This window comes from Psychroflexus longus (assembly GCF_020164595.1).
GTDB classification, from domain to species: domain Bacteria; phylum Bacteroidota; class Bacteroidia; order Flavobacteriales; family Flavobacteriaceae; genus Psychroflexus; species Psychroflexus longus.
In genome coordinates this window covers 1-13,599 of the sequence record NZ_JAIQZE010000007.1, presented here as the reverse complement: position 1 = coordinate 13,599, position 13,599 = coordinate 1, and the positions used below count along the sequence as shown (strand labels likewise).

Here is a 13,599-nt window from a genome sequence, read left to right as displayed (position 1 = left end):
ATAATTTATTTGTTAAATAAAATTAAATATATATTTCAGTTAAAGAATATATTTATTCTCTGAACCGTTCCCATTTAATCATCATAAATTTATCCCCAAGTTCAGTTACAATCATACCAGAACCTTTGGTATTTTCTGAAGAAGAAAAGAATTGCTCAAGTTCAGTCTGACTTAATATCTTATAAGTAGGATGAAAACCTGTATTTTGAACTTTATGAATGTTGTATTTTCTCACCCAATTCATAACACTTACGTGAGAGACTCCTAAAATTCGTTCAATTTCACGATAAGTCAATCCTTCTAAATAAAGCTGGAGAGCCTTAGTGACATAGTATTGATCAATTTTTTTTCCCAACTTATTAACAGTAAAAAAGTAATTACACGACTTACATTTATAGCGTTGGCGGCTATTTATAACACCACTTTTTACGATTTTATCAGATTGACATTGAGGACAAAAATCCATATATATTAATTTTGCATAAATATATCAATTTAGCAACATAATTTTTCACTACCAATTGAATAATTTATGGTTTAGAAATTTTCATCAAAAAACCCTGTCCCGAGGACTCGGAACAGGGTGATGTTTTAAAGCCCTATTTTACTTTTTTAAACTAAATCAAAAATAGAATCTACAGCCGGATAGCGCTCAACGGTATAGCCCTCTGCATGCTCGGTGCCAATAATACGACCAAGGTTTCTGGCTCGGTAAGTTATACTATCAAAAAAGTTGGAACTAGAAATTGGAGTTTGAGGTTCTTTACTTTTGATATCATAAAACTGAGTTTTATAAGCTTTCACACATTCTAATTTCTTGTTCATAAAACCAGATATATCTACAACTATATCAGGCTCTATATCATACCATTGTATATAGTGGTAAACATGTTTCGGCCTCCATTCCTTTTGAGAATTGCCTTCGTAAATAGTTTCTATTTTTTTTAAACCACTCAAAAAACAAGCATCACTTACCAGTTGACTTCCTTTGCCATGATCGATGTGCCTATCATGTATAGCATTACATAAAATAACATCAGGTCTGTATTTTCTTAGTATTTTGATAATTTCGAGTTGGTGCGCCGTATTGTTCGTAAAGAACCCATCACTAAATTCAAGGTTTTTCCTAACGCTTACCCCCAGGATTTCAGCAGCATTTTTTGCCTCTTCATCCCGGGTTTCTGCCGTTCCCCTGGTACCAAGCTCACCACGAGTTAGGTCTAAAATTCCAACTTTTTTTCCTTTGCTTATTTCTTTAGCCAAAGTCCCGGAACAACTCAGTTCTACATCATCTGGATGGGCTCCAATAGCTAATATGTCTAATTTCATATTGAATTAATTTTTCGTCAATTGTCTTATTTTGATATTGAATGCAGCAAAAATCAAAGTGACGAATGGGCTTAAATAATTAAAAATAGCGTAGAAGAAATAATCTACGACGGGAACGCCAAGAACTCCACTATGATATGCTCCACAAGTATTCCAGGGTATTAAAACCGAAGTTACCGTACCAGAATCCTCCAAAGTTCGGCTTAAGTTTTCTGGAGCTAATCCTTTTTTCTCATAAGCTTTTGCAAACATTTTACCTGGTACTACAATCGCAAGATATTGGTCTGAAGCAGTAAGATTCAAGGCCAAACAACTTGAAACGGTACTGAAAAACAAACCAAAAGTGGACGTGAATAAATTCAGTAATGCTTCACTAATACGTTCTAAAGCACCAATTGCATCCATAATTCCACCAAAAACCATGGCGCAAATAATCAGCCAAATTGTCCCTAACATGCCATACATACCTCCAGCAGAAAATAAGTCTTGTAGAGATTCATTTTCTGTTGGTATGGTAATATTTACCGTGATCGCATCTATAATTCCGCGATAAGCTGTTTCAAAAGTTAGCACCTCTCCTCCTCCAATCATTTTGACCAAATCTGGCTGAAAAATAAGTGCTGCAAGCGCAGCCAGAAGAGTTCCTATAAGAAGTGCGATAAGTGGCGGTGTTTTCTTTACGATTAATATGATAACCAGTATCGGAACTACAAACAGCCATCCCGAAACATTAAAAGAAGCCTCAATACTCCCTATTATTTCAGTAGGGTCGGTTTGTCCTGAGGTATCTAAATTTAAACCAATAATAATAAAGATAATTAAAGTTACAATAATGGTGGGCACCGTTGTGATGGTCATATACCGAATATGTGTAAACAAATCTGTTCCTGCCATGGCAGGCGCCAAATTGGTGGTATCACTCATCGGAGACAGTTTATCTCCAAAATAACCTCCGGATAAAACAGCACCTGCTGTCATCGCAACAGAAACTCCAAGAGCTTCTGCAATACCGATTAAAGCAATGCCTACAGTGGCGGAAGTCGTCCAGCTACTGCCTGTAGCAACTGAAATTACAGAGCAAATGATAACACAAGCTGCCAGAAATATAGTAGGATTTAGAATTTGTAATCCATAGTATATCATAGTGGGTATGATACCACTTAGCAGCCATGTCCCAGCTAGTGCACCTACCATCAACAGAATTAAGATGGGCTCTGTTGTGGACTTAATGTTTTTGGCCACATCTTCAATCATGGATTCAAACTTAGCGCCTTTTGAAGCCCCAACAATCGCCGCAACAGCTGCGCCCAGCAAAAGAATAAATTGATTGGATCCTGCAAGTGCATCATCACCATAAACAAATACGTTGTACGCTAGCATGGCAATGAGAGCAAGAACCGGGATTAGTGCTTGCCAAATGCTAAGTCTTATTTTTGTGTGGGATGTGTCTTCTTCAGGTGCAGTTGAGGATTCACTCATGTCAAAGGTTTAAAATCGACGTAATGTTACAATTTTGTGGCTTATTTCACAAAACAAACCTTTAGTTTATTCCTCAATCAATGTTTGGTTATTTTTTTTTCAAAACGAAATGTTCAAAAAACTTTAGATTCTTACAATTAAATAAATTTAGAGGATATATAAGAATTTAACAAGGATTTCAACGGATTCAATTGCCCTTTGTGATAGAAGGTGTAAATTTGTAATACGCATTTTTAGAAACCAAAATTCATTTTATGAACTCATATGATGTAGCCGTAATTGGCTCTGGACCTGGAGGATATGTAGCAGCCATCCGTTGCGCACAGCTAGGTCTAAAAACAGTAATTATTGAAAAGTACGCCACCAAAGGTGGAACCTGCCTTAATGTAGGTTGCATCCCTTCCAAAGCATTACTGGATTCTTCCCATCACTACGAAGACGCCATAAAACATTTTGAAGAACACGGTATAGATATTTCTGGAGAAGTCAAAGTCAATCTAGAAAATATGATGAAACGCAAGTCTGGAGTTGTAGACCAAACAACTAAAGGAATTGATTTCCTCATGGATAAAAACAATATTGAATCTTTACAAGGTGTGGGATCTTTCAAAGACAAAACACATATCATCGTTACAGATAATAATGGTAAGGAAACAGAAATTGAGGCCAAAAATACTATCATAGCCACAGGTAGTAAACCATCTAGTCTACCATTTATAGACATCGATAAAGAACGAATCATCACTTCTACCGAAGCTCTTTCCCTCAAAGAAATTCCAAAACACCTGATCATGATTGGTGGTGGAGTTATTGGCCTTGAACTTGGTCAGGTATACAAAAGACTAGGGGCAGAAGTAACTGTGATTGAGTATATGGACCGTATTATTCCTGGCATGGATAAAGACCAAAGCAAGGAATTGATGAAAGCCATGAAAAAGCAGAAAGCTAAATTCATGCTATCCCACAAAGTAAAATCTGTGGAGCGTAAAGGCGATGAAGTCATCGTAAAAGCAGACGATAAAAACGGTAAAGAAGTTGAATTCAAAGGTGACTATTGCTTAGTTTCTGTGGGAAGACGTCCTTATACAGATGGCTTAAATGCCGATAAAGCTGGAGTGGAAATAAATGATAATGGAAAAGTTGTTGTCAATAAAAAACTTCAGACTTCTACAGAAAACATCTACGCCATTGGAGATGTTGTGGAAGGCTTAATGTTGGCTCACAAAGCCGAAGAAGAAGGAACTTTTGTCGCTGAAGTAATTGCAGGTCAAAAACCACATATCGATTACAACTTGATTCCTAACGTAGTTTACACCTGGCCAGAAGTCGCTTCAGTTGGAAAGAACGAAGATCAATTGAAAGACGAAAACATCGATTTCAATACCGGTAAATTTCCGATGAGGGCTTTGGGGCGTTCTAGAGCAAGTGGAGATGTTGATGGATTTGTAAAAATCTTTTCAGATAAGAAAACCGACGAAGTTCTTGGCGTACACATGGTAGGTGCCCGAGTCGCAGATCTTATCGCAGAAGCAGTGACGGCTATGGAATTCCGAGCGAGTGCCGAGGATATTGCAAGAATGAGCCACGCTCACCCAACTTATGCAGAGGCTGTGAAAGAAGCTGCCTTAGCCGCCACTGGCGACAGAGCTTTACACATATAAAATTAAGTTTTAAATTATAATCAAGCCGATATAGCGATGTATCGGCTTTTTTTATTCTGATTTTGAAAACGTTAACTTTAAACATCCAGATATTCAACTTAGACTAAAAAGTTAATTTAAAGCCCCTTCCAGAGATTTATAAAAATTAAAAAGTTTAAATTTAAACTATATTAATTTCGTTCACCAGAAGTATCCAAAACATGAAAATAGCAGGAATTGATTCTTGTCCGTTAGGCTGGATTGTCATTCTTCATAATGCTGAGAAGTTTACATTTGAAGCAGTCAACTCGATTGATGAATTAATCGAACTTCATCCAGACCTACACCGAATTTTTATAGACATTCCCATAGGTTTATCTTCTGAAAATTTTGTAAGAACCATCGAGTCTAAGTTGAGGAATGAACTCGGTAAAAGGTCTTCTACGATCTTCACACCCGCTTGCAGAAAAGCGGTTTATGCTTCAGATTACGATGAAGCCAGAGCAATTAATAAAGAAATTCTTGGAAAAAGCATTTCAATACAGAGTTATAACATTTCCAAAAAAATAAGAGAGATCGACAAGTACATTCAGAGGAAATCGAAAGGTTTTGAAATCTATGAAAGTCACCCTGAAATCTGTTTTAAGTATTTGAATAATTCAGAAGTTATTCTGTCCAAAAAATCCAATAAAGAAGGCTTTGAGGAACGTTTTAATTTACTTCAAAGCTACTTTCCAGAACTAAATCAAGTCTACAAGTCGATCACTACAACTTTTCCAAAATCGAAAGTAAAACCTGATGACATTTTGGATGCTATGGTGCTTTGTGTGTCAAATTTGAAAAGCAATACTTCCGGATTACGCTTTGTGGAAGATGAGCAAAATAAAGACGAGCAAGGAATTTTGGTAAAAGTGGCTTATTAAATTAAGTTGAATTAAACACTATCTTTTGTCAGGTCAAGCGAAGTCGAGACCTTAGGTTAAAAACTATGACAAATGATTTCTCAACTGCGCTCGAAGCGAAAACATATTTTGCTTCAAATCATCATATATTCTAATTTTAAAATCCTCAAATAAAAAATTCTTCAAATAAAAAAGGATTATCTCCCAGCAATGATATCCTGAAAAATAGGTTTGAAACCGCTTAAGAAAAATTCAATAGCAATCACCATAATGATTAATCCCATCAATCGCATCAAAACATTATTACCTGTCTGCCCGAGCAGCTTGATAATTTTTCCGGCACTCAGAAGAATTGTTAAAGTGATTCCCATTACCAAGACGATTGCTCCTATCAGAACTGCTTGCATCTCTACAGATCCAGCATCTTCCATCAAGACAATGGCATTAGTGATAGCTCCTGGACCACAAATCATAGGAATGGCGAGTGGCGTTATAGAGATATCATTGACGTAAGTTTTAATTTCAGACTCCTGCACTTTCACTTTGCCAAGTCTGGCTTGTAACATATCCATACCCATCAAGAAAAAGATAATTCCACCTACAACACGGAAACTATTCACAGATATTCCAAAAAACTTAAATAGAATCTGACCCGTAAAAGCGAAAAGAATAATAGTAACAAATGAAGCAAGAATTGCTTTTTTGGCAGTAGCTTTTCTGCTTTCCTTATCCAAATCGGAGGTCATCGTCATGAAAATCGGCATAACACCAAGTGGATTAATAATGGTGAAAAAGGTGGTGAAAGATAAAACACCAAAAGCGATTAACTCAGTCATTTATAAGTGGTTATAGAAATTTAAAATCCTGCAAAAGTATTTTTAATTTTCCGATTGACAATACTTACTAGTAAAAAAATTAACTAAGTTTTTCTTTGTCAATTTTTGATTGATTTCAAGACTTAAAGGTGAAATAATTATCTAGTTTATTATTTAAAAAAATGGATTACGAAAACGTTTGAGTTTTATACTTTTGCGCAAAATTTTAAAATTCAATTTTGTAATGAATCCATCACAAGTTTATGAAAAAGAACTTTCCTTTCAAGCGGATAGGCGTCGCGCTTCAGTAAAGTTTATCAGTATTGTTAACGACCTATGGTATGAAAAATCCATCGAACTCGTTTTATTCAGAAACTCTCTCATCAATAAAAATGTTGGTGAAATTCTTAAACTCCATGAGTATGCTGGAAAATTTGTAGATAAACCCATCTCTATTTTTGATTCAACAGAAATTGCTGAGGGTATCAAAAATCTAAATTTACCGCCATCAAAGTTGGACATCGGTAAACTCACCTATGAATACCTTCAAAACGGGAATAAGGATCAAAATATAATGAGTTTCTTATCCAACAAATTGAAAGATTCGGAAAATTTCAATTCTATTACTCCAAAAGATGTAGTACTATATGGATTTGGAAGAATTGGCCGTCTTATTGCAAGAGAATTGATGGCTAAGACTGGAAAAGGAAATCAATTACGACTCAGAGCTATAGTGACTAGAGGTGAAATCACACGAGAGATTCTTGAAAAAAGAGCCTCTTTGCTTAAAAACGATTCGATCCACGCCGACTTTAATGGAACTGTACAAATTGATGTTGAAAATTCAGCTTTGATCATCAATGATACTACTGTTAAAATGATTACTGCCAATCAACCAGAAGATATTGACTACACGATTTATGGCATCAATAAAGCATTGATTATTGATAATACTGGTGCCTTCAGAGATAAAGAGGCTCTAAACAGACATCTCCAATCTAAAGGAGCAGAAAAGGTTCTATTGACAGCGCCAGGGAAGGGCATACCAAATATTGTTCACGGTGTAAATCATAAGGACTTTGACATTAAAAAGAATTTCATTTTCTCTGCGGCATCTTGCACCACAAATGCAATCACTCCAATCTTAAAAGCTATAGAAGATAACTATGGTGTAGAACATGGACATCTGGAAACTATACATGCTTATACCAATGATCAAAATTTGGTAGATAATATGCATAGTAAATACAGGAGAGGACGAGCTGCAGCCCTCAATATGGTCATCACGGAAACTGGAGCAGGAAAGGCAGTTGCCAAAGCCCTACCCCAACTGGAAGGCATATTGACTTCCAACGCCATTCGTGTTCCTGTACCTAACGGTTCTTTGGCTATTCTCAATTTGAATCTGAAAACAAAAACTACCAAAAAATAATTAAACACTAGAATTAAGGAAGCAGCATTAGACGGCGAATTGGTAGAACAAATCAAATATTCTATAGATTATGAGCTAGTTTCTTCTGATATTGTGGGTGTTTCTGCCCCAGCAATCTTTGACAGTCATGCTACGATTGCAGATGAAAATACAAATTCAGTAGTACTTTATATATGGTATGATAATGAATTTGGTTACAGTCATCAAGTGATACGACTTGCGAAATACATTTCCAATGTAAGGCGATTCACTTATTATTAACTTAATAAAATCCCTAAGAAATTAGGGATTTTTATTTTTAAGAAATGAATGGTATTAAAAGCATTTTAAATACTTTTGCGTTAAACACTTAACGCATGAAATCTTTCCACTTAATTATTTTCGCTATACTTTTTTCTTTTTCAGGCTTTTCTCAAGAGCCTTCCAGCGAAGATCCGGTAGAAGAACAGCCTTCATCAGTAGACAATTTAAAAACTGTAGTTGATGAGTCAAACAATTATCAACAATATAAAGTAGTTGAAAAAATAAAAATCAATTCTGCAATCAATAAAGTATTTTCAGAATTTGATGCTCTTACAACTGAAATTTCAAGCTTAAATGACAGCATTGTAAATAAAGATCAACAAATAAAGTCACTCAAGAAACAAGTTTCCAACTTGCAAACAGAACTCACAAATCTTCAGAATGAAAAAGATGAGGTTCAATTCTTAGGTATAGCGTTTACTAAATCTGGATATAATACCCTTGTTTGGTCTATTATTGGAGTTTTAGTCATACTTCTGCTATTCTTTATCTTTAGATTTAATAGAAGTAACCTTCTAACAAAAGAAGCTAAACAAAACTTGAAAAACCTAGATGCTGACTATGAAAACTACAAGCGTATAGCTTTAGAAAAACAACAAAAATTAGGCAGACAACTTCAAGACGAAAAGAATAAAAATCAAAAACTGAATAAGGGCAATAAAAAATAATGTCGAGGTCAGAAAAATTCTATGAATTTTTAACCGAGGATACTGATGCCAGGGTTTGTAAATCTATTCCTGACGATCAATGTACTCACCTGCCGAAAAACTTCACATTAAATGTGTTTAATGGAAGCCTTACCAAGCTAGCTGAAAAATTAATAAGTCCAGGGCTTACAATGCCCTGGATTTTAAGTTTTATTGGTGCTCCTATTTTTCTCATTGGAATGCTGGTTCCTATAAAAGATATTGGTTCTCTTTTGCCTCAATTGTTTGTAAGTGGACAAATAAGGAAAAAAGAAAAAAGAAAACCTTATTGGGTTGGAGCTGGATTAGTTCAAGGAGGCTGTTTGCTTATTTCAGCTGTTATTCTTGCTTTCATCGAAAACCAAACTTTCAATAGTTACGCTCTAGTCTTTTTGTTGCTCATCTTTAGTATTGCCTCTGGCGTAGGATCGATAAGCTTTAAGGATGTGACAGGAAAAACAGTACCCAAAGGAGAAAGAGGTCAAATGCTTAGTTTTAGATCCACCTTTGGCGGAGCCCTAGCGCTAATTGCAGGAGGTTCCTTAGTATTTTTTTTGAAGGGGGAAAATAGCAAATGGCTTTACGTTGGTTTATTTACACTAGCCTCTTTACTTTGGGTCGCAGCATCGATTATATTTTCTCTCATTCAAGAAATGCCTGGTTCCACCCAAGGAGGAAGAACTCCTGTGGAAGAAATAAAAACTGGAGCATCTTTGTTGAGAAAAGAGAAATCCTATCGAAATTTTATAATCACAAGAGCTTTGTTAATGGCAATACCACTGCTCGATCCATTTTTTATTTTAGTTGCAAAAGATATAAGCAATACTAGCTGGAACTATTTAGGATTGATCATCGTTATTGGTAGCCTTGCTCAGATAGTTAGCAGCCCAATCTGGGGACGATTGGCAGACAAATCTAGCCTTCTGTTGATGAGAATCTCTGCTGGCCTGTCCATATTAAGCATTTTGTATGCTTTGGTTTTTCTTTACTTCAAGACCGATGCACTCAATTTTTATTATTTCATGCCAGTATTTTTTATTAATGGCATAGCCTATTCTGGAGCAAGATTAAGCAGAAAAACGTATATTATAGATTACGCTCCCGAAAATGAAAGACCAACATACGTTTCTGTCGCCAATACATTGATTGGATTATTTACCATTGTTGCAGCTTCATTCGGGCTTATTGCGGAATATTTTGGATTAGCATACCAATTCTGGTTTTTCCTTTTACTTTTGGTTGTTTGTATCCTATTAAGTTTCACCCTCAAGAAAGTTTAAATAATGCGAATTGATATCATCACAGTGGTTCCTGACTTGCTAAAAAGTCCTTTTGAAGCATCAATCCTTAAAAGAGCCATTGAAAAAAACCTAGTAGAAATCCATTTGCATAACTTAAGAGATTATACAACATCAAGTTATAAGCAAATTGACGATTACCAATACGGTGGAGGTGCTGGTATGGTAATGATGATTGAACCTATTGATAAATGCATTTCAAAACTAAAATCTAAAAGGTCTTACGATGAAATCATTTATTTAACTCCTGACGGGAATGTTCTCAACCAATCTATGGCAAATTCTTTATCATTAAAAGGAAACCTAATCATGCTTTGCGGACACTATAAAGGCGTAGATCAAAGAGTCAGGGACTTATTCGTTACCAAAGAAATTTCTATTGGTGATTACGTCCTATCAGGAGGAGAATTGGCGGCAGCAGTTTTATGCGATTCAATTATTAGATTGATTCCTGGTGTTCTCGGTAATGAAACATCAGCTCTTACAGATGCTTTTCAGGACAATTTACTCTCTCCACCAATCTATACAAGACCCTCTAACTATAAAGGACACATGATACCAGATGTGTTACTTAGTGGACATCAAAAAAAGATTGATAACTGGAGGGATGATAAAGCATTGCAAAGAACAAAGGACCGAAGACCAGATTTATTGGAAGAATAAAATCTAATACTTGCAGTTTTAGAATTTTTGTCTATTTTTGCAATCTCTAAATTAACCTCTGACGAGATGCGTGAATGTTGGTTTAGGTAACAGAAAAACTTAAAAAAATGGATTTAGTAAAATTTGTTCAGGACGAATTTGTAGAGAAGAAAGACTTTCCAAAATTTTCTTCTGGTGATACTATCACTGTTTATTACGAAATTAGAGAAGGCCAAAAAACACGTACACAGTTCTTTAAAGGGGTTGTGATACAAATTAAAGGTTCTGGTTCTTCAAAAACGTTTACCATTCGTAAAATGAGTGGTACTGTAGGTGTAGAGAAAATATTTCCTATCAACATGCCTGCAATTCAGAAAATTGAGATTAATAAAAGAGGTAGCGTTAGACGTGCTCGAATTTATTACTTCAGAAACCTTACTGGTAAAAAAGCAAGAATTAAGGAAAAAAGAACTAACTAGTTTTGATTCCCGAAACTATAAAAACCTTCTCTCATTTATGACAGAAGGTTTTTTTGTTTTAACAGGGTTATATCCCCCACAACAAGGTTTTTATAACCTTAATCTTTATATTTGAAAGATTCAATTATTTATAATTAATTCTAAAAACAAATAAGACTCATGGCAGATCATAGTACTAAGATCATTTACACAAAAACAGATGAAGCTCCTGCATTGGCTACATATTCTTTCCTACCTATTGTAAGAAGGTTCACCGAAAGCGCGGGAATAAAAATAACATCAAAAGATATCTCATTGGCAGCAAGAATACTTGCCAATTTTAATGATTACCTCACAGATGATCAAAAAGTTGAAGATAACTTGGCTTATTTAGGTGAATTGGCTAAAACTCCAGAAGCAAATATTATCAAGTTACCAAACATAAGCGCCTCTGTACCTCAATTGACTGCTGCAATAAAAGAACTGCAGGATAAAGGCTACAAAATACCCGATTTTCCTGAAGATCCCAAAAACAGCGATGAAGAGCAAGTCAAAAAAAGATACGCTAAAGTATTAGGTAGTGCTGTAAACCCAGTATTGAGAGAGGGTAATTCAGACCGAAGAGTTGCTCAGCCGGTAAAAGAATATGCTCAGGCGCACCCACATAAATTGGAAGAGTTTAGTGAAAATTCAAAATCACATGTTTCAGCTATGTCTGAAGGTGACTTCTACGGAAGCGAAAAATCTGTTGTTATAGAAAAAGAAGATGATGTCAAAATAGTACATTTCGATATGGATGGAAACAGCATTACTCTTAAGGAATCAACACCCTTGGAAAAAAGCGAAGTTATCGATGCTTCTGTAATGAATGCTAAGTCACTGAGAAAGTTTCTAGCCCATGAAATCGAAGATGCTAAAGAAAAGAATGTTCTTTTTTCTATACACTTGAAGGCAACAATGATGAAGGTCTCCGATCCTGTCATCTTTGGTCATGCCGTCACTGTATTTTTTGAAGAAGTTTTCAATAAATATGAAGCCGAGTTTAAAGAAATAGGTGTCGACCCAACCAATGGTCTCGGAGATGTTTATAATAAAATATCTGAACTTCCTGAGGAAAAATCCAAAGCTATCATTAAGGATCTTGAAGCTATTTATGAACAGAAAGCAGATTTAGCAATGGTAGATTCTTCTAGAGGAATTACCAACTTGCACGTTCCTAGTGATATCATTATAGATGCTTCTATGCCCGCAGCCATGAAATCTGGTGGACAAATGTGGAACAAGAATGATGAAACTCAGGATATGAAAGCTGTTATTCCAGACCGATGTTATGCTGGAATTTATCAACAAGTCATTGAATTTTGTCAAAAACATGGGGCTTTTGATGTAACTACTATGGGAAATGTTTCCAATGTAGGCTTGATGGCTAAAAAAGCTGAAGAATATGGTTCTCATGACAAAACATTTATAATTCCTAAAGAAGGACGAGTAGATGTATTGGACAAAGCAGGTCACGCTTTAATGTCTCATGAAGTGGAAGAAGGAGACATTTGGAGAATGTGCCAAACCAAAGATTTACCAATAAAGGACTGGGTTGGGCTTGCAGTAAAAAGAGCAAAAAATACAGGTCAACCTGCAATCTTCTGGTTAGATTCTAATAGAGAGCATGACTCAAATCTTATCAAGAAAGTCAATACTTATTTAAAAGAATACAATCTAAAAGGTCTTGACATACAAATCATGAGTCCAAAAGATGCTATGCAGTACACCTTAGAAAGAGTAAAGGCTGGCAAAGATACTATCTCCGTGACTGGTAATGTGTTGAGGGATTACTTAACCGACCTCTTCCCTATTTTGGAATTGGGCACAAGTGCCAAAATGCTTTCTATTGTTCCTCTACTTGCGGGTGGTGGATTATATGAAACTGGTGCGGGTGGATCTGCTCCAAAACACGTACAACAATTTGTAAAAGAGGGGCATTTAAGATGGGATTCTTTAGGTGAATTTCTCGCATTAGCTGTCTCTATAGAAGACATAGCAGACAAAACTAATAATGAGAAAGCTAAAGTTATCGCTAAAACTCTGAATGCGGCTAATAGTCGATATCTGAAGAACGACAAGTCTCCTTCTAGAAAGGTAAATGAAATCGATAACCGAGGTACTCATTTTTATTTGGCATTGTACTGGGCAAAAGCTCTTGCAGAGCAAAATGAAAATACTGATTTGAAATCTGAGTTTGAAAAGGTAGCTAATTACCTTGAAGAAAATGAAGCTAAAATCAATGAAGAATTACTCAAAGCTCAAGGTGAACCTCAAGACATGAATGGATACTTCTTTCCAGATGAAGATATTGTGACTGAGAAAATGCGACCAAGTTCTACTTTAAATTCTATTGTAGACGAAAGATAAGCTGTATATTTTTTAAAAAACAGAAAGCCTTGAAATGATTTCAAGGCTTTTTTTAGTTCAAAACGGAAGTGCTGAAGTATGTCTCGTCCTAAATAACCGATACAGATTATTAGACATTAAATTTATAATTTAAACCTTAACGATGCTAGCATCGTTAAGGTTTTTTGATTTATACGATTTTCTTTTGAGTTTGTTTTGCTTGTGCA

General features: G+C 35.5%; 11 protein-coding genes and 1 pseudogene. 8 read left to right on the top strand and 4 right to left on the bottom strand.

The window, feature by feature from the left end:
* Positions 1-52: 52 nt before the first annotated feature.
* The 3 genes from LB452_RS07715 to nhaC all read right to left on the bottom strand — a co-directional run bounded on the left by LB452_RS07715 (position 53) and on the right by nhaC (position 2,808).
* Entirely contained in the window at positions 53-466 is a 414-nt protein-coding gene (locus tag LB452_RS07715; protein ID WP_224461158.1) for an IS1/IS1595 family N-terminal zinc-binding domain-containing protein, read from the bottom strand.
* 146 nt (positions 467-612) lie between these two features.
* The gene (bshB1, locus tag LB452_RS07710) at positions 613-1,329 is read right to left on the bottom strand and encodes a bacillithiol biosynthesis deacetylase BshB1 (protein ID WP_224461157.1); all 717 of its coding nucleotides are present in this window, start codon (positions 1,327-1,329) and stop codon (positions 613-615) included.
* Between the two features lie 6 nt (positions 1,330-1,335).
* Entirely contained in the window at positions 1,336-2,808 is a 1,473-nt protein-coding gene (nhaC, locus tag LB452_RS07705) for a Na+/H+ antiporter NhaC (RefSeq protein WP_224461156.1), read from the bottom strand.
* A 254-nt stretch (positions 2,809-3,062) separates the two neighbouring features.
* Between nhaC and lpdA the strand changes: the two genes are divergently transcribed.
* A complete protein-coding gene (lpdA, locus tag LB452_RS07700) occupies positions 3,063-4,469 on the top strand; it encodes a dihydrolipoyl dehydrogenase (protein ID WP_224461155.1) in 1,407 nt (468 codons plus the stop codon).
* A gap of 200 nt (positions 4,470-4,669) precedes the next feature.
* Complete coding sequence (locus tag LB452_RS07695; RefSeq protein WP_224461154.1) at positions 4,670-5,371, top strand: DUF429 domain-containing protein; 702 nt, start codon at positions 4,670-4,672, stop codon at positions 5,369-5,371.
* 176 nt (positions 5,372-5,547) lie between these two features.
* On the opposite strand, the gene LB452_RS07690 is transcribed toward LB452_RS07695, so the two are convergent.
* The gene (locus LB452_RS07690) at positions 5,548-6,186 is read right to left on the bottom strand and encodes a MarC family protein (protein ID WP_224461153.1); all 639 of its coding nucleotides are present in this window, start codon (positions 6,184-6,186) and stop codon (positions 5,548-5,550) included.
* 223 nt (positions 6,187-6,409) lie between these two features.
* On the opposite strand from LB452_RS07690, the pseudogene LB452_RS07685 reads away from it, so the two are divergent.
* From LB452_RS07685 to LB452_RS07660, 6 genes and pseudogenes are all read left to right on the top strand, one after another.
* Positions 6,410-7,858 (top strand): annotated as a pseudogene (locus LB452_RS07685) (glyceraldehyde-3-phosphate dehydrogenase).
* 95 nt (positions 7,859-7,953) lie between these two features.
* Positions 7,954-8,568 carry a hypothetical protein gene (locus LB452_RS07680; protein WP_224461152.1) on the top strand — a complete coding sequence of 205 codons (615 nt, stop codon included), beginning with the start codon at positions 7,954-7,956 and terminating at the stop codon, positions 8,566-8,568.
* Positions 8,568-9,866, top strand: a complete 1,299-nt coding sequence (locus LB452_RS07675) for an MFS transporter (RefSeq protein ID WP_224461151.1) — start codon at positions 8,568-8,570, stop codon at positions 9,864-9,866. Before LB452_RS07680 ends, LB452_RS07675 begins: the two co-directional genes overlap by 1 nt.
* A gap of 3 nt (positions 9,867-9,869) precedes the next feature.
* Complete coding sequence (gene trmD, locus LB452_RS07670; protein WP_224461150.1) at positions 9,870-10,547, top strand: tRNA (guanosine(37)-N1)-methyltransferase TrmD; 678 nt, start codon at positions 9,870-9,872, stop codon at positions 10,545-10,547.
* Between the two features lie 107 nt (positions 10,548-10,654).
* Positions 10,655-11,005, top strand: a complete 351-nt coding sequence (rplS, locus tag LB452_RS07665; RefSeq protein ID WP_224455001.1) for a 50S ribosomal protein L19 — start codon at positions 10,655-10,657, stop codon at positions 11,003-11,005.
* Positions 11,006-11,164: 159 nt separating this feature from the next.
* Positions 11,165-13,393, top strand: a complete 2,229-nt coding sequence (locus tag LB452_RS07660; RefSeq protein ID WP_224461149.1) for an NADP-dependent isocitrate dehydrogenase — start codon at positions 11,165-11,167, stop codon at positions 13,391-13,393.
* The last annotated feature ends 206 nt before the right edge of the window (positions 13,394-13,599 follow it).